Origin of the sequence: Xenorhabdus mauleonii, assembly GCF_900113945.1 — a bacterium.
Taxonomy (GTDB): Bacteria; Pseudomonadota; Gammaproteobacteria; order Enterobacterales; family Enterobacteriaceae; genus Xenorhabdus; species Xenorhabdus mauleonii.
This window is the reverse complement of sequence record NZ_FORG01000036.1, coordinates 1-26,387: the sequence shown is the minus strand read 5'-3', so window position 1 is coordinate 26,387 and position 26,387 is coordinate 1. Positions and strand designations below refer to the sequence as shown.

Annotated in this window: 24 protein-coding genes; 8 read left to right on the top strand and 16 right to left on the bottom strand. The window is 43.1% G+C overall.

Going from position 1 to position 26,387, the window contains the following annotated elements; translation table 11 throughout:
- The 3 genes from BM100_RS20335 to BM100_RS23905 all read right to left on the bottom strand — a co-directional run.
- A partial coding sequence (locus BM100_RS20335; RefSeq protein ID WP_139217013.1) for a primase-helicase zinc-binding domain-containing protein occupies nucleotides 1–248 on the bottom strand: 248 nt, incomplete at its 3' end.
- Between the two features lie 3 nt (nucleotides 249–251).
- Entirely contained in the window at nucleotides 252–662 is a 411-nt protein-coding gene (locus BM100_RS20330) for a hypothetical protein (protein ID WP_092514278.1), read from the bottom strand.
- Nucleotides 655–786, bottom strand: coding sequence for a hypothetical protein (locus BM100_RS23905; RefSeq protein WP_274539951.1), 132 nt, complete (start codon nucleotides 784–786; stop codon nucleotides 655–657). Before BM100_RS23905 ends, BM100_RS20330 begins: the two co-directional genes overlap by 8 nt.
- Before the next feature lie 195 nt (nucleotides 787–981).
- Between BM100_RS23905 and BM100_RS20325 the strand changes: the two genes are divergently transcribed.
- Nucleotides 982–1,161, top strand: a complete 180-nt coding sequence (locus BM100_RS20325) for a YlcI/YnfO family protein (RefSeq protein WP_092514276.1) — start codon at nucleotides 982–984, stop codon at nucleotides 1,159–1,161.
- A gap of 176 nt (nucleotides 1,162–1,337) precedes the next feature.
- Here BM100_RS20325 and BM100_RS20320 read toward each other — a convergent pair whose 3' ends face one another.
- Together BM100_RS20320 and BM100_RS20315 are read right to left on the bottom strand one after the other, a co-directional pair.
- Nucleotides 1,338–1,622: a helix-turn-helix transcriptional regulator gene (locus BM100_RS20320; protein ID WP_092514274.1), complete on the bottom strand. Its 285-nt coding sequence runs from the start codon at nucleotides 1,620–1,622 to the stop codon at nucleotides 1,338–1,340.
- A gap of 130 nt (nucleotides 1,623–1,752) precedes the next feature.
- Nucleotides 1,753–2,967 (bottom strand): tyrosine-type recombinase/integrase, encoded by a 1,215-nt coding sequence (locus tag BM100_RS20315; protein ID WP_092514272.1) that lies wholly within the window; start codon nucleotides 2,965–2,967, stop codon nucleotides 1,753–1,755.
- 265 nt (nucleotides 2,968–3,232) lie between these two features.
- On the opposite strand from BM100_RS20315, the gene BM100_RS20310 reads away from it, so the two are divergent.
- Nucleotides 3,233–4,216, top strand: a complete 984-nt coding sequence (locus tag BM100_RS20310) for a quinone oxidoreductase (RefSeq protein WP_092514270.1) — start codon at nucleotides 3,233–3,235, stop codon at nucleotides 4,214–4,216.
- 52 nt (nucleotides 4,217–4,268) lie between these two features.
- On the opposite strand, the gene dusA is transcribed toward BM100_RS20310, so the two are convergent.
- Nucleotides 4,269–5,297: a tRNA dihydrouridine(20/20a) synthase DusA gene (dusA, locus tag BM100_RS20305; RefSeq protein ID WP_092514268.1), complete on the bottom strand. Its 1,029-nt coding sequence runs from the start codon at nucleotides 5,295–5,297 to the stop codon at nucleotides 4,269–4,271.
- A gap of 526 nt (nucleotides 5,298–5,823) precedes the next feature.
- On the opposite strand from dusA, the gene zur reads away from it, so the two are divergent.
- Nucleotides 5,824–6,336, top strand: a complete 513-nt coding sequence (gene zur / locus BM100_RS20300; RefSeq protein WP_092514266.1) for a zinc uptake transcriptional repressor Zur — start codon at nucleotides 5,824–5,826, stop codon at nucleotides 6,334–6,336.
- 148 nt (nucleotides 6,337–6,484) lie between these two features.
- Here the strand turns inward: zur and lexA are convergent, their stop codons facing one another.
- Both lexA and BM100_RS20290 read right to left on the bottom strand, forming a co-directional pair.
- Nucleotides 6,485–7,099, bottom strand: coding sequence for a transcriptional repressor LexA (gene lexA / locus BM100_RS20295; protein WP_092514264.1), 615 nt, complete (start codon nucleotides 7,097–7,099; stop codon nucleotides 6,485–6,487).
- Nucleotides 7,100–7,217: 118 nt separating this feature from the next.
- The gene (locus tag BM100_RS20290; RefSeq protein WP_092514262.1) at nucleotides 7,218–7,589 is read right to left on the bottom strand and encodes a diacylglycerol kinase; all 372 of its coding nucleotides are present in this window, start codon (nucleotides 7,587–7,589) and stop codon (nucleotides 7,218–7,220) included.
- Nucleotides 7,590–7,727: 138 nt separating this feature from the next.
- Here BM100_RS20290 and plsB point away from each other — a divergent pair, with 138 nt between their 5' ends.
- The gene (gene plsB, locus BM100_RS20285; RefSeq protein ID WP_092514260.1) at nucleotides 7,728–10,211 is read left to right on the top strand and encodes a glycerol-3-phosphate 1-O-acyltransferase PlsB; all 2,484 of its coding nucleotides are present in this window, start codon (nucleotides 7,728–7,730) and stop codon (nucleotides 10,209–10,211) included.
- A 57-nt stretch (nucleotides 10,212–10,268) separates the two neighbouring features.
- On the opposite strand, the gene ubiA is transcribed toward plsB, so the two are convergent.
- The 3 genes from ubiA to pgi all read right to left on the bottom strand — a co-directional run bounded on the left by ubiA (nucleotide 10,269) and on the right by pgi (nucleotide 13,535).
- Nucleotides 10,269–11,123, bottom strand: coding sequence for a 4-hydroxybenzoate octaprenyltransferase (gene ubiA, locus BM100_RS20280; RefSeq protein WP_092514258.1), 855 nt, complete (start codon nucleotides 11,121–11,123; stop codon nucleotides 10,269–10,271).
- 13 nt (nucleotides 11,124–11,136) lie between these two features.
- Nucleotides 11,137–11,664, bottom strand: coding sequence for a chorismate lyase (gene ubiC / locus BM100_RS20275; RefSeq protein WP_092514256.1), 528 nt, complete (start codon nucleotides 11,662–11,664; stop codon nucleotides 11,137–11,139).
- Between the two features lie 224 nt (nucleotides 11,665–11,888).
- The gene (gene pgi, locus BM100_RS20270) at nucleotides 11,889–13,535 is read right to left on the bottom strand and encodes a glucose-6-phosphate isomerase (RefSeq protein WP_092514254.1); all 1,647 of its coding nucleotides are present in this window, start codon (nucleotides 13,533–13,535) and stop codon (nucleotides 11,889–11,891) included.
- Between the two features lie 320 nt (nucleotides 13,536–13,855).
- Here pgi and lysC point away from each other — a divergent pair, with 320 nt between their 5' ends.
- The 4 genes from lysC (at nucleotide 13,856) to BM100_RS20250 (ending at nucleotide 19,052) form a co-directional block, all read left to right on the top strand.
- Nucleotides 13,856–15,229, top strand: coding sequence for a lysine-sensitive aspartokinase 3 (gene lysC / locus BM100_RS20265; RefSeq protein ID WP_092514252.1), 1,374 nt, complete (start codon nucleotides 13,856–13,858; stop codon nucleotides 15,227–15,229).
- A 263-nt stretch (nucleotides 15,230–15,492) separates the two neighbouring features.
- Complete coding sequence (gene iclR / locus BM100_RS20260) at nucleotides 15,493–16,323, top strand: glyoxylate bypass operon transcriptional repressor IclR (RefSeq protein WP_092514250.1); 831 nt, start codon at nucleotides 15,493–15,495, stop codon at nucleotides 16,321–16,323.
- Between the two features lie 195 nt (nucleotides 16,324–16,518).
- Nucleotides 16,519–18,357, top strand: a complete 1,839-nt coding sequence (edd, locus tag BM100_RS20255; protein ID WP_092514248.1) for a phosphogluconate dehydratase — start codon at nucleotides 16,519–16,521, stop codon at nucleotides 18,355–18,357.
- Nucleotides 18,358–18,410: 53 nt separating this feature from the next.
- Nucleotides 18,411–19,052 carry a bifunctional 4-hydroxy-2-oxoglutarate aldolase/2-dehydro-3-deoxy-phosphogluconate aldolase gene (locus BM100_RS20250; protein WP_092514246.1) on the top strand — a complete coding sequence of 214 codons (642 nt, stop codon included), beginning with the start codon at nucleotides 18,411–18,413 and terminating at the stop codon, nucleotides 19,050–19,052.
- 169 nt (nucleotides 19,053–19,221) lie between these two features.
- Here the strand turns inward: BM100_RS20250 and BM100_RS20245 are convergent, their stop codons facing one another.
- The 5 genes from BM100_RS20245 to metA form a co-directional block, all read right to left on the bottom strand.
- Nucleotides 19,222–19,782, bottom strand: a complete 561-nt coding sequence (locus tag BM100_RS20245; protein ID WP_092514244.1) for a hypothetical protein — start codon at nucleotides 19,780–19,782, stop codon at nucleotides 19,222–19,224.
- A 221-nt stretch (nucleotides 19,783–20,003) separates the two neighbouring features.
- Nucleotides 20,004–21,803: a bifunctional isocitrate dehydrogenase kinase/phosphatase gene (gene aceK, locus BM100_RS20240; RefSeq protein WP_092514280.1), complete on the bottom strand. Its 1,800-nt coding sequence runs from the start codon at nucleotides 21,801–21,803 to the stop codon at nucleotides 20,004–20,006.
- 39 nt (nucleotides 21,804–21,842) lie between these two features.
- Nucleotides 21,843–23,150, bottom strand: coding sequence for an isocitrate lyase (gene aceA, locus BM100_RS20235; RefSeq protein WP_092514242.1), 1,308 nt, complete (start codon nucleotides 23,148–23,150; stop codon nucleotides 21,843–21,845).
- A gap of 54 nt (nucleotides 23,151–23,204) precedes the next feature.
- Nucleotides 23,205–24,800 carry a malate synthase A gene (gene aceB / locus BM100_RS20230; protein ID WP_092514240.1) on the bottom strand — a complete coding sequence of 532 codons (1,596 nt, stop codon included), beginning with the start codon at nucleotides 24,798–24,800 and terminating at the stop codon, nucleotides 23,205–23,207.
- A gap of 305 nt (nucleotides 24,801–25,105) precedes the next feature.
- Entirely contained in the window at nucleotides 25,106–26,035 is a 930-nt protein-coding gene (gene metA, locus BM100_RS20225) for a homoserine O-acetyltransferase MetA (protein ID WP_092514238.1), read from the bottom strand.
- Nucleotides 26,036–26,387 lie beyond the last annotated feature (352 nt).

The window sequence follows — 26,387 nt, the reverse complement described above, 5'->3', positions numbered from 1 at the left end:
ACTAAATCCAGACCGTCACCGTGATTGGGCTGATCGCACTGGCGACAATGCCAGTCGCCGTGATGGTTATCATCTATAAAGTGAAAACGGTCAGTGCCACCGCATATAGGGCAAGCGCCATGCTTCCCCTTTGCCGGAACATCAACGCCACAGGCGGGCAACAGGCTTTGCCAGTGATTCATGGCGGATTGTTTCACAGTTCGGATAACGTCTATCGGGCTGTTTTCCATATATTTTGAAGAGGACATGATTTATTCCTCCCCATAGACAGCCGCACACAGTGCGTGATAAACGTCTTGATTAAAATCACAAGCTAGCGCCAGCAGATCGCGCAGTTCTTCTGAACAATCCCTGCCGATTTTGTCAAGAATGACCTCAAATAACGATATGGCTAACCCAGCCCGATACATGGCCTGATCTAACGGTATCGCTTTCTGAGTTCTGTTCATTACATAGCCCAATAATGTCAGCAACAAGGGCTGTGGTGCATGTTGTAAAAGTGCCTGCTGTATTTCCTGATTGATATCACGCGCTAGTAAGATCAGATTATTGAGTTCAATGGTGCATTCTTCTGGTGATTTTTCAAGAATGAACGTGAAAACAGAAGCTGCTAGCTGAGTGCGATATTCTGCCTGTTTTAATGAAAGTATTTTCTTACCCACGGCGTACCTCCTGACGAGAAACGGCTCTCAGGAAGGAAATACCTGCCAGAACAGTGATAAGGCGCTGGGAATGAATTAGGCGTATAAATTTAGGGCGTGTTTGGTTAGACTGTATGCCAGCCATAGTCGTTACCTCTATTAACGGTTGTGGTTAAACGCCTCGATAGTGTTGCTGCACTTCGGGGCGTTGCTGTTTTTATTCACTGACCCACTCAAGGTGTCAGCCACCATCGTGTTTTTAAGTGTCAGCCACGTCAATTCTTTTTTATGAATATTTTTTGCGTATACTGTCAGCTACCAACTACTAATGGATAAAGATATGGCAACGAAAGCAGTAAACGCAAAATCAAAAAAGTTAGAAGCCCGTGTGCCACATGAGCTTGCTGATTCAATGGAGCAATTAAAAGAAGCAGGCGAAAGCACCGCGCAATTCATCATTTCGGCTATGTCAGGCGAAATCAAACGCCGACAGCGCAAAACCAGAGGATCATCTGAATAATAATCAACGAATCCTCTTGAAGAGGGTTGCTTCTCAAATTGATGGTTATTTAATTTCAAATAATTTTTATAGCTAATATCTACCATCACATCCCTTTATGCCAAAAATCAGGCTATTTTTAGAATGAGTTCTACCACTGCCAATTAAGGCAGTTAATTTTTTCATGATGTTATTTTTTAATTGGTAGGTTTACGGCTATACGGATTATTTATATTTTCTACGGTTGGCGGATTACGTACCCAGTGCAACAGATCACTGAGCAACCAAGCACAGGAATTGCGGCCTAATGGCTTACGGGCAGGGAAGCGACCTTCATTTTCCAGTTTCCATGCTGACGTTCGGGAAATAGAGGTAATGTGCAGGCGTTCCTTTTCTCGGATCAGACGATCATAACGTTCACCATATTCGGAAAGGATAGAGCGGCGTTCTTCAGGTGTCGGAGTGTTGTATTGAATAGTCATGTTACCCTCACTGTTTAATTGTTTTTGTGAGGGTATTTTACTTAATGGAAACTATTAAGAAATCAATCCACATTTGTTACGTATATATCACAATGCCTATGCTCACCATCAAACGCATTGATTTTCATTATTAAACTACTTTTAATATAACCACATTTTCATCAGTGCCCGCCAAAACATCCAGCCGCTCACACCATTTGTTTAAAGCATCCAGCTTCTCTGGTAGGTATTGGCTCTTGTTGTATATCGACATAATGCCCGGCAAAGCGTGGCCTAGAAGCTGTTCTACAATATGTGGTGCTATACCCATATCATTTAGTTTAGTTGCAAACGTCCGTCTTAAATCATGCAAAGACCAATCCTCGTCATGCTCTAATTTTTTCCATATTTTTCTGCCATACTGGGCGACTGCTTCGAGTTTTTTAAATTCTCCTAAGAGGTAATCACTTCTCTTATTTTTATAAACAAGATGCTCTAAAAATGCTTTCATACTTTCTGGTATCGGGCGAATGATTTTCTCGCCTGTTTTGCTATTTTCTTTTGGAACAGTCCATAACATGGAATTGAAATTCCATTCTGAACATTTCGATAACCTGATCTCTCGTGTTCGGCAACCAAATACAACCATTATTTTCAATATATTATTATAATAAGGTAGATAAATACCTGAATTTATGGATTCCCATAATTGACCAAGTTCATTATCCTCTAAATAACGCTGACCTTTATTTTGTTTTTTTCCAACATCCTGAATAGTTAAATCATCCAATACATGGCTGATTGCATACCGTCTTACTCGGCAAAATTTTAGAGCTTGCTTACACAGTTGAAATACAGAACCAGCAGCCACCGAAGCTTTATTTTTCATTCTATCGAAACATTGCAGCCAATATCTTGTTTCACAGACAGGCAATGCCATTTCACCAATATAAGGATAAATATGTTTTTCTAATTGGAGAATGAGAGTATCGATATTCACTCGATTCTCTCTGCCGTAGTGCTCTATCCAATATTCGATAGCATCTTTTACAGTGACGGGTTTTAATGATTCCTGCATCACTAAGTTAAATTGGAGTTTTGGATCTTTACCGGATGCCAACCAGTTACGGCATTTGTCCCGTGTTTCACGAGCTTGCTTGAGGGGCATATCAGGATAGCGCCCAATGGTAAGGCGATTTAACTTTTTACCATCAAGCCGATAAGTAAAAACCCAGCTGATACCACCAGCTTTAGATGCTTTGGCACTCAACCCCGCGCCATCAGCAAAAAACTCAATATTATCCCTTTCTTTTCCGTACAAGGTTTTAAGTTTTTTGTCACTGAGTTTGTTTAGTTCGGCAGCCATGATCACCCAAGATATTTATACAAATGTTTATATAGTGTGCTGTATGAGTGAGTAAACGTCAATAAACACTGTAACAACGTACAGTTGAATGATTTATTAATTATCTGATCTATATATAAAAACAATAATCATGGACAAACTTCAAAACACTAAGTAAATATAGATAGTATGTAATGATTTCGGATCTATTAACGCCGTTTGCATCAGTTTCATTTCAAACGTGCGAGGCTCTTCCCAATATTTTTAACATAATGAGAGAGTTATCATGGCGAAACACATTGAATTTTCCGTTACCGGCGGCCCTGAAGTCCTCCGATATTGTGAATTTACCCCAGCAGATCCTGCCCCCGATGAAGTACAAGTTGAAAACAAAGCCATTGGCATAAACTATATTGATACCTACTTTCGCAGCGGGTTATATCCTTCAGCCCGCTTCCCATCTGGGCTTGGGATGGAGGCTGCGGGTATCGTCACCAAAGTTGGTTCAAGTGTTACCTCGATCAACATCGGTGATCGCGTTGCTTACGCCCAATCAGCGCCCGGTGCTTACAGCGAAGTGCATAATGTACAGGCGCATAAGATCGCTCTTCTGCCTGATGCGATTTCATTTGAACAGGCCGCCGCTTCTTTATTGAAAGGGTTAACTGTCTACTATCTTTTTTTCCTGACGCATAAAGTTCAAAAAGACGAAGTTTTCTTGTTCCATGCCGCAGCAGGTGGTGTAGGCCTAATCGCCTGTCAATGGGCGAAAGCGCTGGGGGCAAAATTGATTGGGACTGTCGGTTCTGATGAAAAAGCTGAACTCGCCAAAGCAGCTGGTGCATGGCAATGCATCAATTACAATCGTGAAAATATCGTAGAGCGTGTTCTGGATATAACTGACGGGAAGAAAGTCGGGGTTGTTTATGATTCCATCGGCAAAGCAACATGGCTGGATTCACTGGATTGCCTGAAACGCCACGGTTTAATGGTCAGCTTTGGCAACGCATCCGGACCAGTGACTGGCGTAGATTTAGGGATCCTCAATCAAAAAGGTTCTTTGTTTGTCACCCGCCCGGCAATTAGTGGCTATATCACCACCCGCGAGGAATTAAGCGAAGCCAGCAAAGCCCTATTTGATTTGATTGCTGCAGGTAAAATAAAGGTTGATGTACCAGAAAGCCAAAAATTCCCACTAAGCGAGGCTGCATCGGCTCACAGAGCTCTGGAAAGCCGCTTAACTCACGGTTCCAGTTTATTGATCCCCTAACGGCATCGTTGCAGGCTCCTTTTGTTGCAAGGAGCCTCAATATTGGAGCGGATTACATCCGCTCTGTTACCATTTCCAGTGCTTTTTCAACAACCATAATGTCAGCCCCTTGCTTATGGGCATTTTCACTTAGATGGCGACGCCACTGGCGCGCACCGGGAATACCTTGGAAAATACCCAATATATGGCGGGTAATATGGCCTAAATAAGTGCCTTGGGATAATTCTTGTTCGATATAAGGATAAAGCGCTTTGATAGCTTCAACGGTATTTGTTGCGGATGCCGTTTGAGAAAATAATTCGCGATCCACTTGCGCCAGAATTGAAGGGTTTTGGTAGGCTTCCCGCCCAATCATTACGCCATCTACATGCTGCAAATGTTGCTTGGCTTCTTCCAGTGATTTAATGCCACCATTAATGGAAAGCGTCAGTTGTGGAAAATCTTTTTTCAATTGATAAACTCGTGAATAATCCAACGGTGGAATTTCACGGTTTTCTTTTGGGCTTAAGCCTGACAGCCAAGCCTTGCGCGCATGGATAACAAAGTTATCGCAGTGGCTGTTTTTCACGACAGTATCAATAAAATCGCACAAAAACTCATAACTATCCTGCTCGTCAATCCCAATGCGGGTTTTAACGGTAACTGGAATATCCACCACATCCTGCATTGCCTTGACACAATCGGCCACCAGCGCCGCTTCTCCCATTAAACAAGCGCCAAAGCGCCCATTCTGCACCCGATCCGACGGACAACCAACATTCAGATTGATTTCATCGTAACCCCGTTCCTGTGCGATTTTGGCACACTGCGCCAACGCTTGAGGATCACTTCCTCCCAGTTGCAATGCCAAAGGATGCTCTTGCTCATTGTAAGCCAGATAATCCCCTTTACCATGGATAATCGCCCCTGTAGTGACCATTTCTGTGTAAAGCAATGCTTCCTTGCTCAATAAGCGATGGAAGTAACGACAATGACGGTCAGTCCAGTCGAGCATCGGCGCAACAGAGAAGCGGGAAGGCTTGAATGCATGTGCTTTTCCGTTGACTGCATTGGTATTTTGGGGTTCTTTATGTTCGTACATTAGGATCTGTTTTTGTTTTACCAGTACTTTTACCAGTACACCAAGATAGAAGGTGTTTCAGGATACCAGGGATTGTGTGAAGCTGCGCAGTATACCATAGCTGAATGTTCAGTCACAAAATCAATGCCAATCAAACGTTGAGCCATATGTCGTTTGCTATTTTCAATATTAAAATTTCACATAAAAGATCAATATTGAAAATAGTGTTAATATTCAAAAGGCTTTAATTTATAACCAGTTAAATAATAAAACGATTTCCATCATAAGAATGGTTATTGTCAGATTATAGCTATTACAAAAACAAGCTTATTTATTATGTTTATTAGATCCATATTTTTATAGGAAATGTTAAATAAATCTATTTTCCTAACTTAATAAAAAATAACTGCGCAATCAGTTCATTACCGATAAATCATAAAATTTCGGATAAATATAGGGCCGTATAACTTTGTGCAGGATACCACTCTCAGAGCAAAAAACATGTTAACATTAAAGCTATTAGCATCGTGTAGGTGTGAGAGGTGTAATGGATACTATCAATCAAAAAAAGTTACTGACGCAAGCTGAAAACATCTGTCTATCACGAGGGGTTCGTCTAACACCTCAACGTCTTGAAATTCTTCGTTTAATTACAGAGCAACCCAGCGCGATAAGTGCTTATGACTTGCTGGATTTATTGCGTGAAGTCGAACCACAGGCCAAGCCACCAACAGTGTACCGTGGGTTAGAGTTTCTTCTGGAACAAGGGTTTATCCACAAAATTGAATCGACAAACAGCTATGTCATTTGTCACCATTTTGAAGAGCCCAGCCATACTTCGGCTATGTTTATTTGTGAGGATTGTGGCTCGGTGGCCGAAAAGGATGCGAAAGATGTTGAATCCGCAATTCAACAACTGGCACAAGGCGCCGGGTTTCATTTACGCAATAGTGTAATTGAAGTTCACGGGCTATGTTTTTCCTGCCATGAGATAGATTCCTGCACTGATCACAGTACATGCCAGCACAATCATCATGTTGAAGAGAATAAAAAGAAATAAAGCAAGAAAGATAAAGGCTGATGAAGCAGTGAGACGGTCATAACTGATATGTTCATGTGTATTCTCAAGTACCCGCTGAACTCCGTTTAACGGGTACTGGGAAAATGACCGCCCCAGAATGGCAAAATACAATTATCCGTTTTTACAATCAGAACCAGTCCCCGTTACGAATAACGCCTACTGCCAGCCCTTCAATAGTGAAGCTTTGTTCGCTCAAATCAACAACAATTGGCTTGAATTCTGGATTTTCAGCAATCAGCTCAATTTTGTTGCCTGTTTGTTTGAAACGTTTTACTGTCACTTCATCTTCAATGCGAGCCACAATGACTTGCCCGTTATGAACATCCTGTGTTTTATGCACAGCAAGTAAATCGCCGTCCATAATCCCGATGTCTTTCATGGACATTCCACTGACGCGCAATAGAAAATCTGCGTTTGGCTTGAATAACTCAGGATCAACTTTATAGTGACTTTCGATATGTTCCTGAGCCAGTAGTGGTTCACCAGCAGCAACACGACCAATTAATGGCAACGCGTCCTCATCTACCTCTTCAAGAAGCAAACGGATACCTCTGGATGCTCCAGAAATAATCTCTATCACCCCTTTGCGTGCCAAAGCTTTTAAATGCTCTTCTGCCGCATTGGGTGAACGAAATCCAAGACGTGCTGCAATTTCAGCACGTGTCGGTGGCATACCCGTTTGCGAAATATGGTCGCGCACCAAGTCATAAACTTGCTGCTGCCTTGCAGTTAATGCTTTCATTTCGCCCCCTGTTTGTTTATACAGTCTGGCTGTGAGTATATACAGGTAAATTAGAATTGGGAACCTGTCGGCATGTAAAAGCAGCTAAATAACGTATTTTGGTGAAAAACACACCATATCAACGCATGAAATGCGACCAAAGGATGATTCCCCAGATAAATAACGCCAAAAGTATTGTGAACAGCACAGCAGCCGATCCCATATCTTTTGCGCGCCCTGATAATTCATGATATTCACTGCCAATGCGATCCACTATCGCTTCTATGGCACTATTGAGGATCTCTACGATAACGACCAGAATCACTGAGCTGATAAGAAAAATCCTCTCAACCATGCCAAAATCCAAGGAAAACGCAATAATAATGCCAATGATGGCAGCAACGGATTCCTGTCGAAATGCAGCTTCATTTTGCCATGCAGCCTTGATACCTTTCGCCGAATATCCAGCTGCTTTAATGATCCGGGTCAGTCCTGTTGATTGATTTGCCATGTATATTTTCTTTATTTTGACGCAGTAATTGTGTGGTTATATAACTTTTAGCTTTTATTATTGTCTTATTTCCACAGATCTCAAAACCTGTTTCTGGTATCCTTGCGACGCATTGCTAACAAGAGGCTTAAAGCGGTTATGTCAGGTTGGCGTAAAATATACTATAAGTTATTGAATATACCACTAAAATTTTTAGTGAGAAGTAAATTAATCCCCACAGATCCCATTGCTGAGCTGCGTCTTGATACGACACGGCCTATTTTGTACGTACTACCGTACCAATCAAAAACAGACTTATTGACCTTGCGTCAACAATGTCTGGCACAAGATCTGCCGGACCCTTTGAATCCTTTGGAGATTGGTGATACTCAACTTCCCAGTTGTGTTTTTATTGATGACGGCCCACGTGTGTTCCGTTGTTATGCATCAAAACATGAGTCGGTGAAAATATTTCATTCTTATCTGGATTTGCATCGCAATAATCCTGATCTGAATATCCAGATGGTTCCGGTTTCCGTCATGTTTGGCCGCTCTCCGGGGCGTGAAGGGCAAGAAGGCAATTCTCCACCACAATTACGTCTGCTAAATGGTGTGCAGAAGTTTTTTGCGATCCTGTGGCTTGGGCGAGATAGCTTTGTCCGCTTCTCAACTCCGGTATCACTGCGCAATATGGCTGATGAGTATGGTACGGATAATATCATCGCCAATAAACTTGCCCGCGTTGCCCGGATACACTATTCCCGCCAGCGTTTGGCGGCTGTCGGGCCTCGTTTGCCTGCCAGACAAGATCTGTTCAACAAATTACTGGCGTCAAAGGCAATAGAAAAAGCCATTGCGGATGAAGCTCGCAGCAAAAAAATCTCTTCTGAAAAGGCAACGCAAAACGCTGTCAGTATGTTGGAAGAAATTGCCGCTGATTTCTCCTATGAAACTGTTCGCTTGACCGACCGTGTATTGAGCTGGACTTGGAACCGTCTGTATCAGGGCATCAATGTTCATAATGGGGAGCGGGTACGGCAATTGGCTCAGGATGGTCATGAATTAGTTTATGTGCCATGTCATCGCAGCCATATGGATTATCTTCTGCTGTCGTATGTGCTTTATCACCAAGGTTTGGTTCCACCCCATATCGCTGCGGGCATTAACCTGAATTTCTGGCCTGCCGGCCCGATATTCCGCCGCCTTGGTGCGTTCTTTATCCGCCGTACATTTAAAGGCAATAAACTCTATTCGACGGTTTTTCGCGAATATCTCGGCGAATTGTTTGCCCGTGGTTATTCTGTTGAATACTTTGTCGAAGGGGGACGTTCACGCACAGGTCGTTTGCTTGATCCGAAAACCGGCACGCTCTCCATGACCTTACAGGCAATGCTGCGTGGAGAGTCACGTCCAATCACAATCGTGCCAATTTATATTGGTTATGAGCATGTGATGGAAGTGGCGACTTATGCCAAAGAGCTTCGTGGGGCAACCAAGGAAAAAGAAGGCTTTTTCCAGATGGTGCGGGGTCTGCGCAAATTGCGCAATCTGGGCCAAGGCTATGTCAACTTCGGCGAACCTATTCCATTGGTGCAATATCTTAACCATCATGTTCCCGAATGGCGTGATTCTATCGATCCAATAGAATCCCAGCGGCCAACTTGGTTGACACCAACTGTCAGTAAACTGGCAGATAATATTATGGTGAACATCAATAACGCTGCCGCCGCCAACGCTATCAATTTGTGTACCACGGCTTTGCTGTCGTCACGTCAGCGAGCACTTACTCGTGAGCAACTTATTGAACAATTGGATTGTTATCTGCAATTATTGCGTAATGTTCCTTATACCACGGATATCACTGTACCGAATAAGACAGCGGAAGAGTTGCTGGAACATGCCTTGTTGATGGATAAGTTTGAAGTCGAAAAAGACAGTCTGGGGGATATTATTATCCTGCCGCGCGAAAGCGCAGTACTGATGACTTATTATCGTAACAACATTCAGCATTTGTTGGTCTTGCCGTCATTGATTTCCAGCATTGTGATGCATCACCGCCGCATCAGTCGCAGCGAATTGCTCAGGCAGGTAGAGCTTATCTACCCACTGCTCAAGCAAGAACTGTTCATGCGTTATAGCAAGGAAACGCTTCAGGATGTCGTCAATACGTTGATTGATGAACTGGCGAGCCAATGCCTTATCTGTAATAAAGAACAAGATATGCTGGTTCTGAATCCTGCGCGCATTCGTCCACTGCAATTGCTGGCAGCAGGGATCAGAGAAACACTGCAACGCTATGCCATTACACTCTCTCTATTGAATGCCACCCCTGACATCAGCCGTGGTGCACTGGAAAAAGAGAGCCGTATGCTGGCGCAACGTTTATCGGTATTGCATGGCATCAATGCGCCAGAGTTCTTTGATAAGGCTGTGTTCGCGTGCTCAGTCAACACATTGCGCGATGAAGGCTACATTAAAGACAGTGGCGACATGATCACAACCAGTGCTCAAGAGCTATATCAGGTCTTGAGTGAGCTGATGTCCCCTGAAATTCGCCTGACGATTGAAAGTGTCAGTATGCCTCCAGAACAGAGTGATTCTGAACCGGTCGCAGTAGCCGAAGAAGAACAACAACAGCAGTAATGGTGTGATATTTTGCGTATGCATTAACGGGCGGAAATACCGCCCGTTAATTTTATGTCAGACATAGCTGAAAAAGATGCCGAGGAATAAGATAATACCAACGTAGTTATTATTCATGAATGCCTGAAAACAGGAATCTCTTTCCCGACCTGCGATTAACTTCTGCTGATAAATAAACAGCGCACCTGCCAATAAAATAGCCCAGTAGTATATTCCATCCAAATTCACCATGTCGGTAATGAATACCAGAATTCCCAACATAACGAATTGCAGAATACCAATGATCAATTTATCAAATCGGCCAAAAAGTACGGCTGTGGATTTCACGCCGATTTTCAGGTCATCGTCGCGATCAACCATGGCGTACTGTGTATCATAAATGACTGACCAAATAATGTTGGCGAGAAACAGCAACCAGCATTCTAAAGGTAAGGACTCACTCACTGCGGCAAATGCCATAGGTATCGACCAACCGTAAGCAGCGCCCAATACCACTTGCGGCAAGTGGCTCACGCGTTTGACGAAAGGATAAATCCACGCCAGCGCCAACGCGACGGCCGATAACGCAATCGTCATTTTATTCAGCGTCAAAACCAACGCAAAAGAAATGAGTACCAATGTGGCAAACAATATTTTGCTTTCTTTTTCCGTCACTGCACCACTGGGAAGTGGCCGGGATTTTGTCCGCTCTACATACCCATCAAATTTTCTGTCTGCGAAATCGTTAATGCAGCATCCCGCCGCACGCATCGAAAGCACCCCGATAGTGAATACTAGCAAGATGTGTAAATTCGGTATCCCTTTCGCCGCAATCCACAATGCCCAATATGTTGGCCATATGAGTAACAATACGCCGATGGGTTTATCAATACGCATTAAACGGCAATAAGCTCGCCATTTATTTTGCGTCATACTGACCTCCAATCTATTTCTCCCCTTTTGTTTTGTTAATTTTATATGCAGGTGACTCTGGCAGAAAAACCTCTGTAAGAAGCAGTGGCTTACCTGATAACCTCAATAAAGAACGTCGCACCCAGTTATTCCCCTGCTGGCCTATTTGAATATAATCCCGCGTTAGATTATTACCACTAAAAAGATAGCGTCCAAGTGGAACAGTACCGACATCTACTAGCTTTTTATCTGGGCCGCTAAGTGTTTCTACCGGAATAACCGTCCGGCCCAATAGCCACGGAATGTTATCGCCATACAAGATCACCTCGCGCAGCCAGTATTTCTCACTTACAGGTAAGTGCTCACTTTCATTTTTTAAATCGTCAGGGGTAATAAAACATTCGCGAAAAGGAACAACGGATACTTGCTGGCAATGTTGTTCAAAACGGCGTGTCATTGAACCAACTTCCATCAGCCAATCTAAAATAGATTCAGAAATATCGATATCGTTAGTCAGAAACCAATGGATAGGTGCCGAAGTTAATATTGTGTCATCTGCCATCTAATTTTCCCATTACGGGGAGCATTCGTTCCCCGATAGCACAACTATGGAGAGCGAGGATATCATGTTGCAGACCAATAAAATAAAAAGTTGATAACAAATTATGAAAATCACAAAAAACCTCACCCCAATAACATCTGTCTTCAAACTTCTGCCTTCAATAAAGTCTGTCTTGAAAAAGTTGTTTTGGCGGCGAGGTACATCAAATAAGAAAGTGCGTCAGTTTAACGCCATTCTTTGAAACGATTAATCAACCCATTCGTCGAACTGTCATGACTATTCACAATTTCGGTATCCTGTAATTCAGGCAGGATCCGGTTAGCCAATTGCTTGCCCAGTTCAACTCCCCATTGGTCAAATGAGAAAATATTCAGGATAGCGCCTTGCACAAAGATCTTGTGTTCATACATGGCAATCAATGCGCCCAAGCTGAATGGTGTAATTTCACGCATTAATATGGAATTGGTCGGGCGGTTGCCTTCGAATACTTTGAATGGCACAACAGTTGCGACTTCCTGCGCATTTTTTCCGGCTGCTGCAAATTCAGCTTCCACTTGATCCTGAGTTTTGCCGAATGCCAACGCTTCAGTTTGCGCAAAGAAATTGGATAACAGCTTACTGTGGTGATCACTGACTGGGTTATGGCTCATTGCGGGAGCAATGAAATCACACGGAATCAGCTTAGTTCCCTGATGGATAAGCTGGTAGAAAGCATGTTGCCCATTAGTTCCCGGTTCACCCCAGATAATCGGCCCGGTTTGGTAATTCACCGCATTGCCGTTGCGATCAATATACTTGCCATTTGATTCCATATTGCCTTGCTGGAAGTAAGCGGCGAAACGATGCATATATTGATCATAAGGCAGAATCGCTTCAGTTTCTGCGCCAAAGAAATTATTGTACCAAATGCCAATCAGAGCTAACAAAACGGGAATGTTCTGTTCAAAGGCGGTTTGCTCAAAGTGCTTGTCCATCGCATGGGCACCGCTCAACAATTGCTCAAAATTGTCATGACCAATCGAAAGCGCTATTGATAACCCAATGGCAGACCAAAGCGAATAACGCCCCCCAACCCAATCCCAAAACTCAAACATGTTTTGTGGATCGATGCCAAATTTGCTGACTTCCTGCTCATTTGTTGAGAGCGCAGCAAAATGTTTCGCTACCTGGGCTTCATCTATGGCACTTTGCAGGAACCAATGACGAGCAGAGTGTGCGTTGGTCATGGTTTCTTGTGTCGTGAACGTTTTGGACGCGATCAGAAATAGAGTGGTTTCTGGATTTAATTTTTTTAGTGTTTCAACAATGTGAGTACCATCGACATTCGAAACAAAATGCATATTCAGGTGGTTTTTATACGCTTTCAGGGCTTCAGTCACCATATACGGGCCTAGATCAGAACCGCCGATGCCAATGTTTACAACATCAGTAATTGCTTTGCCTGTGTAACCTTTCCACTCGCCGCCGATAATACGTTCACTGAAAGACTTCATTTTTTCCAGCACCGCATTGACTTGCGGCATCACATCTTCCCCATCCACGATAATCGGGGTATTGCTGCGATTACGCAAAGCAATGTGCAGTACTGAGCGATCTTCAGTGCGGTTTATTTTTTCACCGGAGAACATACTGCGGATTGCGCTGGCCAGATCGGTTTCTTGTGCCAATGCCTGTAGTTTTTCCAACGTTTCGGCGGTAATGCGGTTTTTGGAATAATCCACTAAGATCTGCTGATCAAATGTCGCAGAAAATGCTGCAAACCGCTCTTTGTCCTGTTCAAACAATTCTCGCAAATGCACACTTTTCATTTGTTCAAAGTGTTGTTGCAATGCTTTCCAGGCTTCAGTCTGACTAGGGTTGATGTTTTTCATGAATGATTCTCTCAATCAACGGTCAATAAACAATTCAGTAAACGATAGGAATACAACAGATTGTAACGGGTTAATGTTGTGATTAATCTCCCTTTCCTTGTTATTACTGATATTGGTCAAAATAGCCTGTGATTTCCAGCGCTAATTGTTCAGATAGGTAAATTGTTGAAATAGGTAAATTCTTAAGATAGGCAAAAACGATAATTTTATTTCCATCATGAAAATTATTTATGCTTCATTACCAATCATTGACTCAATGCGCTCAACCCGATATTTCTAAAAGCCTATTCTCCTAAAATCCGAACAAAAGGTTATCATCCATGTGTGCGGTTTCATCTCCTAATTCGCAGTATGTTGTAGCAAAATTTGGTGGTACTAGTGTGGCTGACTTTGATGCCATGAATCACTGTGCCGATATTATTTTGGCTAACGCAAGTGTACGCGTGGTCGTTTTGTCAGCTTCTGCTGGCGTGACCAATTTGCTGGTTGCATTAGCGGCAGGCTGCGATAGTGATAAACGGGAGAGTTACCTTGAACAGATCCGTGATATTCAATATGCGATTATTGAGCGATTGCATGAAGCAAGTGTAATCCGCGAAGAAATTGACCGCCTGCTGGAAAATATTGAGATGCTGTCAGAAGCAGCATCACTCGCAACGTCAGAAGCACTGACCGATGAATTGGTCAGCCACGGTGAGATTATGTCCACCTTATTGTTTGTGGAATTGCTGCGCCAGCGCAATACGGATGCAGAGTGGCTTGATATCCGCCGGATCATGAGAACCAATGATAATTTCGGGCGAGCTGAACCCGACGTGCTCCAGCTGCAAACCTTAGCAGTGGAACACCTCCAGCCACGCCTGAAAAATGCCATTGTCGTCACTCAAGGTTTTATTGGCAGAGAAGAAAAAGGCCGCACGACTACCTTGGGGCGCGGTGGCAGTGATTATACCGCCGCCTTGCTGGGAGAGGCACTGGAGTTAAATCGTGTTGATATCTGGACAGATGTTCCGGGTATTTACACCACTGATCCCCGTGTTGCCCCAGCGGCTAAACGCATTGATAAAATAGCCTTTGATGAAGCAGCGGAAATGGCAACATTTGGTGCCAAAATTCTCCATCCCGCCACCCTATTGCCCGCTGTTCGCTCGGGAATTCCGGTGTTTGTCGGCTCCAGCAAAGATCCACAGGCAGGCGGTACTATTGTTTGCGATAAGACGGAAAATCCACCGCTGTTCAGGGCGCTGGCACTGCGCCGCAAACAAACTCTGCTGACACTGCATAGCTTGAAAATGCTGCATGCAAGAGGCTTTTTGGCTGAGGTCTTTACCCTCCTCTCCCGACATAATATTTCGGTGGATCTCATTACCACGTCAGAGGTCAGTATCGCCCTGACACTGGATACTACAGGCTCCACCAGCACCAATGGCAGCCTATTGACGAATGCCTTATTGACGGAGCTTTCGACGTTATGCCGTGTGGAAGTTGAGGAGGATTTGGCCTTAGTGGCAATTATCGGCAATGAGCTTTCAAAAGCGAATGGTTTGGGAAAAGGAATTTTTGGATCGCTGGAGTCATTTAATATTCGCATGATTAGCTGCGGCGCAAGCAGTCACAATATCTGCTTGCTTGTTCCCGGCAAAGATGCGGAGCAGGTAATCCAGACGTTGCATCAAAGCTTGTTTGAATCCTAAAAAAATAGTTATTTTCTATTAGGCATTACCCTACCCAGTATTGTTCTACCATGTTGACAGGCACATAATCGCCGTCAACATGGTTATCGACAGCTTGTTGCCGCCCATCCCCTATTTTCCCTGTGAACTACGTTTTCTCTCCGCCAACACATCGGATGTGTTTTCCCCTTAGTTATCGTCCATAATAAGAAAACGAAAATAAGTTCCATTTTTCATTGCAGCGTTCATTGCTGCAAACAGACGATGATTCAGAGGATACTTTTATGAACACAGCCGTTGCCAGCAAGCGCATAAAAAAAACGAAAATGACAACAACCAGCGCCGCTGCAAGCGGTCAGGTTCAATCTTTAAGTCGAGGGCTGACACTTTTGGAATACATTTCTGATTCTCCGGTTGGCGTTGCCCTGACTGATCTGGCGATCCAAGCTGGTCTGCCCAATTCCACCACTCATCGCCTTTTAACAACGTTGCAGCAACATGGATTTGTTCGCCAAATCGGTGATTTGGGATTGTGGGTGATCGCTTCCCACGCTTTTGTAGTCGGCAGTAGCTTTTTGCAAAGCCGTAATTTGATGGTACTGGTTCACCCGATATTGCGTCAATTAATGGAAGATTCCGGTGAAACCGTCAACCTTGCCATTCTTAATCTTGATGAATATGAAGCCGTTATTGTTGATCAAGTACAATGCAATGCACTCATGAGAATGTCTGCTCCCATTGGAGGCAAACTACCGATGCATGCCTCCGGTGCCGGTAAAGCGCTCTTGTCTACGCTATCTGAACAAAAACGCCTCCAATTGCTGCATAAAAAAGGAATGCACGCCTATACCCAACATACCAGTACCACTGCCGCCGCTTTAACGGAAAAGCTGGAGCAGATCCGCAAGCAGGGTTTTTCATTTGATGATGAAGAACATGCATTAGGGTTACGTTGCATTGCTGCCTGTATTTATGATGAACATCATGAAGCCTTTGCCGCTATTTCCATTTCAGGGCCAATATCACGTATCTCTGATGATCGTGTTACCGAACTCGGTGCGCTGGTGATGCGGGCTGCAAAACAAGTCAGCCGAGAATATGGCGGTATCAAGTAAATTTGAGGCTAATTTAGCTTAAAAAGTCGTTTTGTTGACAAGCTGTTACGTTTCAGCTCAAAAAATTGATGTAGATCACAGTTAACTAGTGTAATCAACGAAAGTTGATTGCATCCTTTAATTATTGCATGAAGAATGTTACCGGTAACAACAAGGCAATCGTCACAATCCATTGTGATATCGGGAGCAATTATCATGACAAATAACCAGAACAACACGGCTACCAATGCAACTGTCGCGCGCATTACGCAACGTATTGTTGAACGTTCAAAAGAGACTCGCAGCCAATACTTAACTCGTATTGAAGCAGCCCGTTCAAAAACCGTCCATCGCGCACAACTGGCATGTGGTAATCTGGCCCATGGTTTTGCTGCCTGTCAGAATGATGAAAAAATCAATTTGAAGAATATGGTGCACAATGACATCGCCATACTCACTTCTTACAACGATATGCTTTCTGCCCATAAACCTTACGAAGACTACCCGCAAAAATTAAAAAATTCTCTGCGGGCCGTCGGTGCCGTCGGACAGGTAGCCGGTGGGGTTCCAGCAATGTGCGATGGCGTGACACAAGGCCAGGATGGGATGGAATTGTCCCTGCTCAGCCGTGATGTGATTGCCATGTCGGCTGCTGTTGGGCTTTCACATAATATGTTCGACGGCGCCTTGTATTTAGGTATTTGCGACAAAATTGTTCCGGGATTGGTCATGGCTGCTCTATCATTTGGCCACTTACCTGCGATTTTTATTCCTGCTGGGCCAATGAGCAGTGGCTTGCCAAACAAAGAAAAAGTTCGTGTTCGCCAACTTTATGCCGAAGGCAAAGTTGATCGTCAGGCACTGCTCGAAGCCGAAGCGGCCTCCTATCACAGTGTCGGCACCTGTACTTTTTACGGCACTGCCAATTCCAACCAAATGGTAATGGAAATCATGGGGCTGCATTTGCCGGGCGCCTCTTTCGTCCATCCAGACACACCATTGCGCGAAGCATTGAATGATGCTGCCGCACGTCAAATTACACGCCTGACTGAAACTTCAGGGAATTATCTACCTTTGGGCCGGCTGGTCGATGAAAAAGTCATCGTCAATGGCATTATTGCTTTGCTGGCAACCGGAGGGTCAACAAACTTGACCATGCATCTTGTGGCTATGGCAAGGGCCGCTGGGATTATTATTAATTGGGATGATTTTTCTGAATTGTCGGAAGTTATTCCACTGCTTTGCCGAATCTATCCAAATGGGCCAGCAGATATCAACCAATTTCAAGCCGCAGGCGGAGTTGCGTTAGTCATCCGTGAATTGCTGAAAAAAGGCCTGTTGCATCGCGATGTCAATACCATTGCAGGATTTGGTCTGGAACGTTATACCCAAGAACCGTGGTTAAATGAAGGACAGTTAGCATGGCGCGAAGGCCCGCTTTCTTCATTGGAAGCTAATGTTATTGCCAGCATTGAGCAACCATTCAAACAACATGGCGGAACAAAAGTCATGACGGGCAATCTTGGGCGTGCGGTCATGAAAACGTCAGCAGTTCCTACGGAGAATCAGGTTATCGAAGCTCCTGCCGTAGTCTTTAATAGCCAGCACGACATCGCCCCTGCTTTTGCAGCGGGTAAATTGAACCGAGATTGCGTTGTAGTTGTCCGTTATCAAGGCCCCCAAGCCAATGGTATGCCAGAGTTACATAAGTTGATGCCGCCATTGGGTGTTTTGATGGATCGAGGCTTTAAAGTAGCCTTAGTTACTGATGGACGATTGTCTGGTGCTTCCGGTAAAGTTCCTTCAGCCATTCACGTTACACCAGAAGCCAAAGCCGGTGGATTGCTGGCAAAAATACAGGATGGAGATGTGATCCGCGTTGATGGTCGTACTGGAGAACTTATGCTTCTGGTTGATGAGCAAGAGCTGGCACAAAGAACATCATACCAACCCGATTTAAATGAAGGACATATCGGCTGTGGCCGTGAACTGTTTGGTGCTTTGAGAACCCAGCTTTCAGGTGCAGAACAAGGGGCATGCTGTATTGCATTTTAATAAACGGGGGATTTTAAATCCCTTGTGTTCTGAATTAACGAGAGAAACTGCAGATGAATAATTGGAAAACAACCGCAGAAAATATCCTGACTGACGGCCCTGTCGTCCCTGTCATTGTTATCAATAAAATTGAACACGCAGTTCCTTTGGCAAAAGCGCTTATTGCCGGTGGGATCCGTATTCTGGAAGTTACATTGAGGACTGAATGTGCGCTGGAAGCTATCCGCCTTATCGCACAAGAAGTTCCTGAAGCCATTATTGGTGCAGGCACAGTGATTAACCCAGAACAATTAGCGGCGGTCACGGAGGCTGGTGCCCAATTTGCCATTAGCCCCGGATTAACTGATGAGCTGTTACAAGCGGCAACTGCGGGTTCAATTCCTCTTATTCCAGGGATCTCCACTGTTTCTGAATTGATGTTGGGCATGAGTCATGGCCTGAAATGCTTCAAATTCTTCCCGGCAGAAGCAAATGGGGGAATTAAGGCCCTGAAAGCAATCGCGGGCCCATTCCCACAGGTACGTTTCTGCCCAACGGGCGGTATTTCCCCAACAAATTATCGTGATTACTTGGCCTTGGATAGTGTGCTGTGCATTGGCGGTTCATGGTTAGTACCAGAAGAAGCCCTGGCAAAAGGCGACTACGCTCAAATAACTGAGCTGGCACGCTCTGCAATCGCAGGTGCAAAAGCATAATTTTTATTTAAAGACTTCAATGCGGAAATTTATTATTTAATAATTTTTTATTACTTAATAACTTCCGCATTAAAATGAATAAATCAATCGAATTTAAAATTCATTATTATAATTGTGAGTAATCTCTCAACCAACCTAATAATAAAAATAAAACAACCTTTATTTTTTGTTAACGGATTGCTTTTGATAATACCCATGTACCACTGCCATTATCTCGATTTGATAACGGAGAAGTATAAACTTTATATATAGTTTCGGGGTATTCAGATTTCCCACAAGTATCAAGAAAACCACCATGAACGTGATTAAAACTATTCAGTAAACGAATGTTGTCTTCCTCACGAACTTTGCCATCAAAATGACGGGTTGTATCTGAAAATATATACCATATCGCGGTATCAAGAGAATTCACTGGCCTGTCTGCGGTATACACATTATAAAGCTCTGGCGAGGGTGCATTGCCGCTCACTCGCAGATATCCACCATCATTGTGATAAAGGTTTAATAGAAATATAGTATCGCCACTGTAAACTTCTGAACCTAAAGTTTTACCCTCGGCGGATAAAATTTGCCATGAACCGGAACCAGAATCACGATTTGAAGAAACAGAAGTGGAGACATTATATTTTTCACTGAGTGAAGTCGCATACTCATAAGTATCAAGATAACTTCCGTTGGCATATCCATTTTTGATATGCAAAATATCACCGTATAAAATGACATTCGTCATTATTCCCCCTACATGCTATTAAAAAACAAATGAGATATGCTAGCCATGGTGAACATTATGATTATTAAATTACGGAACTATATTTATTAAAATCAATTTAATTTCTTCCGATAAGATAATATCATTGAAAACCAATAAATGAACAGCCTGTTATTTTAATGAGCATGCAGTTTCTATTTTACACGTCAATAATCAGTGTCTTTTCTATATCATGAGTAATATCACAATTTATTTCCTATTGTATTCTTTTCTATTACGTCCTCATCCATACGTTGATTGAATCGCTGCCTGCGCCGATAAGCAAAAACATCTTCCACATGCCCATTTTTAATGCGCTCTTGTAATGCCCGCCAGTAGCCAGCCTTAAATAAATCACTGTGGCTTTCTTCAAAGTAACTTCGTATCCGCTTGTCAGTGCACAAAAAATAGCGAAACTCTTCTGGAAAAACATCGTTAACAGCCACACTGTACCAAGGTTCATTGGCCAGCTCATCTTCAGGATAGCGGGGAGGAGGAATATCGCGGAAATTCACCTCAGTCATATAGCAGATTTCATCATAATCGTAAAAAATCACCCGACCGTGACGAGTCACGCCAAAATTTTTAAACAACATATCGCCGGGGAAAATATTTGCAGCCGCTAATTGTTTTATCGCATTCCCGTATTCTTCTATCACATCCTTCAGTTGAATCTCATCAACTTGCTCCATGTAAATATTCAACGGGATCATTTTACGCTCCATGTAAAGATGCCTTATTAAAATTTTATCCCCTAGATCTTCCAGTTTTTCCGGTATTTCTTTTTGCAACTCATCCATTAATTCAAGGCTGATATGACACTTATCAATCACAAAATTTTCAAACTCCTGTGTATCAGCCATTCTTCCCACACGGTCATGTTCTTTTACTAAACGATAACACTCCTGAACCCGTTCCTGAGAAACGTCTTTTTGAGGCGCAAATTTATCTTTAATCACTTTAAAAACACGATCAAATGAAGGAGAAGTAAAAACCAGCATGACCATCCCTTTCACACCCGGTGCTATCGTAAATTGCTCTTGGGAAGCATTAATAAAGGTAAGATATTCTCGGTAATATTCTGTTTTTCCGTGCTTTTGGCAACCAATTGCCATGTATAGCTCGGCCGTGGATTTCGTCGGCAAGATCTCACGCAACCATTCGACCAACGCCGCAGGCAATGGTGCATAAACCATAAAATAGGAACGGGCAAAACCAAAAACAATGCTGGCATCATCATGATTGGTCAAACAGGTATCAATAAAAATTTTTCCTGATTCATCGTGATGGATTGGCAATAAAAATGGATGCACTACCGCCCCCATCCTGATTTTTCCCACCAACCAAGCTGCCTTATTCCGGTAAAACAATTCATTGGCTATTTGAAATGTGGCCTGCAATAAATCACTCTGGGAGAAAGTGTTCTGTAAGTATTGTGTGATGTAGCCAATATCCCGTTCCAAATTTTCCCATTTAAGTCGCAATGGCAGGTCATTTAAGATTGTTTTCAACATCGATGACAGATTGGCGGAAGGAAAAAAATCCCGTGACAATGGACGAGAAATATCTCGAAAACGGAAAGATGGCTGGGAAGAAAAAATAAATAGGTTTTCTGGCCTTAAATTACGATGCTGAAACAAACGACAGTAAACCGAATTAAAAAAACTTTCTGCAATTTCAAAACGGGGGTAGTCAGGCAATAAACGGGTATACACTGCCTTAACTTCGGCAATGTACGTTTCATCGTATTGCAATGAACCATGGATGCATTTCAGTTGTTCTACGACCAACCCAACATGATGATCATACAGGTTGATTCTTTTTTTCATTGCGTTCTGTACTGCGTGCCATTCCGCTTGCTCAAAACGTTTCTGTGCACCAGACGTCACTTCCAAAAACCGACCATATTGCGCATCAAACCCCTGCAAAATAGTCTGTGCAATTAAATGAGCAAGATCTGTCGCCACATTAGCCCCCTTAACCGACACGTCAAGGGAGTTCATCATTGAACTCCCCTATCGTATCAATGGGATAGTAAATTTTTAGAATTGCTGTTCTTCTGTGGAACCCGTCAGTGCCGTGACAGACGAGGATTCTCCCTGAATAATCGTGGTTACTTTATCAAAATACCCCGTCCCAACTTCTTGCTGGTGCGAAGAGAAAGTATAGCCACGCTCAAGAGCGGCAAATTCTTGCATCTGGACTTTTTCAACATAATGCTTCATGCCTTCGCCACGTGCATAGTCGTAAGCCAAATCAAACATGTTGAACCACATGCTGTGTATGCCAGCAAGCGTGATGAACTGGAATTTATAGCCCATGGCAGATAATTGTTCTTGGAAACTGGCGATGGTTTTGTCATCCAGATTCTTTTTCCAGTTAAACGATGGAGAGCAGTTATATGCCAGCAGCTTGCCCGGATATTCCGCATGAATGGCTTCAGCGAAACGGCGCGCGGCTTCAATGTCTGGCGTAGAGGTTTCGCACCAGACAACATCGGCATAAGGCGCGTATGCCAAGCCACGGCTGATAGCCTGATCAATACCTGCACGGGTACGGTAGAATCCTTCATTAGTCCGCTCGCCCGTAATGAATTCACTGTCATAAGGATCACAGTCAGATGTCAGTAAATCTGCTGCATCTGCATCAGTGCGTGCAATTAACAACGTCGGGACACCGGATACATCGGCAGCCAATCGTGCTGCAACCAGTTTTTGCACGGCCTCTTGAGTCGGAACCAAAACTTTGCCGCCCATGTGCCCACATTTTTTCACTGCGGCCAATTGATCTTCGAAATGAACCGCCGCAGCGCCTGCTTCTATCATTGCTTTCATCAATTCAAACGCATTCAATACGCCACCGAAGCCGGCCTCAGCATCTGCCACAATAGGCAGAAAATAATCAATGTATTCTTGACTGCCAGGCTCGATATCATTCGACCATTGGATTTGATCTGCTCGGCGGAAGCTATTATTAATGCGTTTAATCACATTGGGAACGGAATCAACAGGATACAATGACTGATCCGGGTACATGCTGGAGGCTGTATTGGCATCAGCGGCAACCTGCCAACCAGAAAGATAAATGGCTTCTATGCCTGCTTTTGCTTGCTGAAGAGCCTGTCCGCCCGTCAGCGCGCCGAGTGCATTGACATAGCCTTTCTTTGATTTGCCATGCAGCAATTCCCACAACTTTTTCGCTCCCATCTGCGCAAAAGTATATTCAGGATTAATAGAGCCACGCAGCTTGATGACATCCTCAGCACTATATGGACGAGTGACGCCTTCCCAACGTGGTTGCTTCCATTCTTGTTCTAATTGAGCGATTTGTTGTGTCCGGGACATGGTCATGATGTTCTCCCTATTCATAATTATTGAATATTTGTCGTCGTTATTGTTTTTAAATTAATCGAGTAATTGGTAGCCTGGCAAGGTCAGGAAATCAATTAGTTCGTCCTGTGTGGTAATCCTTTCCATCAAGGCAGAAGCTTCCATAAATCTTCCTTGACTAAAGTGTTGTTCACCAACTTCCTGCTTAATAATTTCCAACTCTTCTTTCAACATTTCCCTGAACAGGGCCTTGGTCACTTTTCTGCCATTGGATAATGATTTTTTATGACGTATCCATTGCCAAATGGAAGTACGGGAGATTTCTGCTGTAGCCGCATCTTCCATCAAGCCATAAATGGGTACGCATCCATTGCCAGAAATCCATGCTTCTATGTACTGAACGGCAACACGAATATTCGCACGCATTCCTTCTTCGGTTCTTTCTCCTGAACAAGGCGCGAGTAATTGCTCAGCCGTGATCGTTTCATCTTCTTCACGTAACACTGACAATTGGTTTGGATATTCACCCAGCTTAGTGTCAAAGACCGTCATGGCTATATCGGCAAGCCCCGGATGGGCTACCCAAGTACCATCATGGCCGTTATTAGCCTCTAATTCTTTATCAGCCCTGACCTTGTTCAATACTTGTTGGTTTTGTTCAGGGTCTTTGCTGGGAATAAACGCTGACATTCCTCCCATCGCGAACGCACCACGTTTATGGCAGGTTTTAATCAACAAGCGAGAATATGCACTCAAGAAAGGTTGTGTCATCGTAACGGATTGGCGATCCGGCAAAACACGATCTGGATGATTTTTTAGTGTTTTGATATAGCTGAAAATGTAGTCCCAGCGCCCACAGTTAAGGCCCACGATGTGATGACGCAAATGGTAGAGAATTTCATCCATCTGGAACACAGCAGGTAATGTTTCAATCAAAACGGTCGCTTTAATTGTTCCCTTCGGTAAATTGAAATGGGATTCTGCAAAACTGAAAACATCACTCCACCACTGCGCTTCATGGTAGCTCTGTATCTTAGGTAAGTAAAAATAAGGCCCGCTGCCTTTTTCCAGCAATTTCTGATGGTTTAAATAGAAGTAAAGGGCGAAATCAAATAACCCACCAGAAATCGGTTCATTCTTATAAAGAACGTGTTTTTCTGACAGATGCAATCCCCTCACACGGGCGATCAACACGGCTGGGTTTGATTTTAACTCATAACGTTTGCCCTGTTCGTTGGTGTATGAAATCGTCCCATTAACAGCATCCCGCAAGTTAATTTGCCCATCGATCACTTTATCCCATGCCGGTGCCAGTGAGTCTTCAAAATCTGCCATAAATACTTTTACGTTTGCATTCAAAGCATTAATGACCATTTTTCGCTCAACAGGCCCTGTGATTTCAACTCGGCGATCTTTAAGATCATCGGGTATTCCCTGAATTTTCCAATCATCCTCTCTGATGGAAAGTGTTTCCGAAATAAAATCAGGCAATGTTCCATCATCTATTTTTTTCTGCCAATTTATACGATCTTCCAATAATTTCTTACGTCTATCAGAAAATTCAACAACCAAACTCTCTAAAAAATCAATAGATTCAGGTGATAACACCTGATTTTCCGCCTCATGAAAAGACTTCATAAAGGTTAACTGAGTTGCTAAAACTTGCCGCATAATTCCCCTCGTCTGATCTTTCAAGTACTCACTGAGCTAAGATTAATCAATCCAGAGAATAAATCAAAAACCATTTCCATTATTTTTATAAATTATGAATAATCAAATAAAATCAAATGATTAAGTTTATTTTTCACAACGCAAAACAGGGAAATAAATTCCAAAAACAAAATATCAAAGATGTTAAGCTTTTGTTATATATAAAGAATAGGTAACAGATGAGGTTAAACGGAAGAGAAAAGAAAATTAGAAAAATGAGAAATGGCTCGCTTCAGCAAATTCTCATTTTCTGTCAAGAATGAAGTTTAATCTAAGGTGGGGTTCATAAACGTCAGATCATATGGCGTGATTTGGTAGACATAATAGTTCAACCAATTTGAGAATAGTAAATGGCCATGACTGCGCCAAGCTGCAACTGGTTTATTTTCAGGATCATTATTGGGAAAATAATTAATGGGTAAGTCGGGTTCTAAACCAGCCAGCTGATCGCGCCAATACTCTGCCGCCAATGTATCAACATCATATTCCGGATGACCCGTTACGAATACTAGCCTTTTATCTTTGCTGGCAAGTAAATAAGCTCCCGCTTCTTCAGACATGGCTAAAATATCTAAATCTGTATATTCGCGGATTACCGATTCAGGAAAATCAGCAAAGCGAGAATGAGGGGCAAAAAAGGTTTCATCAAACCCTCTCGTCAATAACGCCAAAGGATCTAACGTTGAATGAGGGTAAACTCCGGATAGTTTGGTCTTGCGGGTATATTTTGGAAGATCATAAAGAATATTTAACGCTGCCTGAACAGCCCAACAGACAAAAAGCGTCGAAGTAACATGATTTTTAGCCCAATTAATTATTTTTTCAATTTCATTCCAATAAGTCACATCCTCAAATTCAACTAACCCCAAAGGCGCCCCCGTAACGATCAACCCATCAAAATTTTGATCTTTGATTGAATCAAAATCGCAATAAAAAGTATCTAAATGTTCGGCAGGGGTATTTTTACATTGCCGACTATCAATGCGTAGTAATTGAATATCAACCTGTAGCGGGGAGTTTGATAACAATCGAATGAATTGATTTTCGGTTTCTATCTTTTTTGGCATCAGGTTAAGCAACAATACCTTCATTGGCCGAATATCTTGAATACTCGCCCGTGTCGACGTCATGACAAAGATGTTTTCATTACGGAGTATGTTTACCGCAGGTAATTCATCTGGTACACGAATTGGCATTGTCAGAAACCTCTATTGTTTTATCTTTCGCTATTTGGACTTCTAGATAGCCAAATTTAACCAAAAGGCAAGGCAATGTCGAGTTATTGTACACAAGTTGAAATTATTTCAATTTGTTCTATGAAATAAAAAAGAGTAATAAATGAGCTAATAATAATATTGAGGAAGGTATTGTGATAGGTATGGAAGTCAGTGCAATTTGGCACGTTCTATGCCGGATTTACATACGCTCAGTGCTAAGAGTACAAAACTAAAACGCAAAAAAGCCATCCGGTTAAGGATGGCTTTCTCGTCTAATGAATGTCTGGCAGTGTCCTACTCTCACATGGGGAGACCCCACACTACCATCGGC

Coding starts and splice junctions, on each gene's coding strand:
- plsB (WP_092514260.1), top strand. CDS start 7,728: ATGTCAGGTTGGCGTAAAATATACTATAAGTTATTGAATATACCACTA.
- lexA (WP_092514264.1), bottom strand. CDS start 7,099: ATGAAAGCATTAACTGCAAGGCAGCAGCAAGTTTATGACTTGGTGCGC.
- BM100_RS20315 (WP_092514272.1), bottom strand. CDS start 2,967: ATGGCTGCCGAACTAAACAAACTCAGTGACAAAAAACTTAAAACCTTG.
- iclR (WP_092514250.1), top strand. CDS start 15,493: ATGAACACAGCCGTTGCCAGCAAGCGCATAAAAAAAACGAAAATGACA.
- aceA (WP_092514242.1), bottom strand. CDS start 23,150: ATGACCATGTCCCGGACACAACAAATCGCTCAATTAGAACAAGAATGG.
- metA (WP_092514238.1), bottom strand. CDS start 26,035: ATGCCAATTCGTGTACCAGATGAATTACCTGCGGTAAACATACTCCGT.
- BM100_RS20310 (WP_092514270.1), top strand. CDS start 3,233: ATGGCGAAACACATTGAATTTTCCGTTACCGGCGGCCCTGAAGTCCTC.
- aceK (WP_092514280.1), bottom strand. CDS start 21,803: ATGAACTCCCTTGACGTGTCGGTTAAGGGGGCTAATGTGGCGACAGAT.
- aceB (WP_092514240.1), bottom strand. CDS start 24,800: ATGCGGCAAGTTTTAGCAACTCAGTTAACCTTTATGAAGTCTTTTCAT.
- BM100_RS20250 (WP_092514246.1), top strand. CDS start 18,411: ATGAATAATTGGAAAACAACCGCAGAAAATATCCTGACTGACGGCCCT.
- edd (WP_092514248.1), top strand. CDS start 16,519: ATGACAAATAACCAGAACAACACGGCTACCAATGCAACTGTCGCGCGC.
- dusA (WP_092514268.1), bottom strand. CDS start 5,297: ATGTACGAACATAAAGAACCCCAAAATACCAATGCAGTCAACGGAAAA.
- BM100_RS23905 (WP_274539951.1), bottom strand. CDS start 786: ATGGCTGGCATACAGTCTAACCAAACACGCCCTAAATTTATACGCCTA.
- lysC (WP_092514252.1), top strand. CDS start 13,856: ATGTGTGCGGTTTCATCTCCTAATTCGCAGTATGTTGTAGCAAAATTT.
- BM100_RS20245 (WP_092514244.1), bottom strand. CDS start 19,782: ATGACGAATGTCATTTTATACGGTGATATTTTGCATATCAAAAATGGA.
- ubiA (WP_092514258.1), bottom strand. CDS start 11,123: ATGACGCAAAATAAATGGCGAGCTTATTGCCGTTTAATGCGTATTGAT.
- BM100_RS20290 (WP_092514262.1), bottom strand. CDS start 7,589: ATGGCAAATCAATCAACAGGACTGACCCGGATCATTAAAGCAGCTGGA.
- zur (WP_092514266.1), top strand. CDS start 5,824: ATGGATACTATCAATCAAAAAAAGTTACTGACGCAAGCTGAAAACATC.
- ubiC (WP_092514256.1), bottom strand. CDS start 11,664: ATGGCAGATGACACAATATTAACTTCGGCACCTATCCATTGGTTTCTG.
- BM100_RS20325 (WP_092514276.1), top strand. CDS start 982: ATGGCAACGAAAGCAGTAAACGCAAAATCAAAAAAGTTAGAAGCCCGT.
- BM100_RS20320 (WP_092514274.1), bottom strand. CDS start 1,622: ATGACTATTCAATACAACACTCCGACACCTGAAGAACGCCGCTCTATC.
- pgi (WP_092514254.1), bottom strand. CDS start 13,535: ATGAAAAACATCAACCCTAGTCAGACTGAAGCCTGGAAAGCATTGCAA.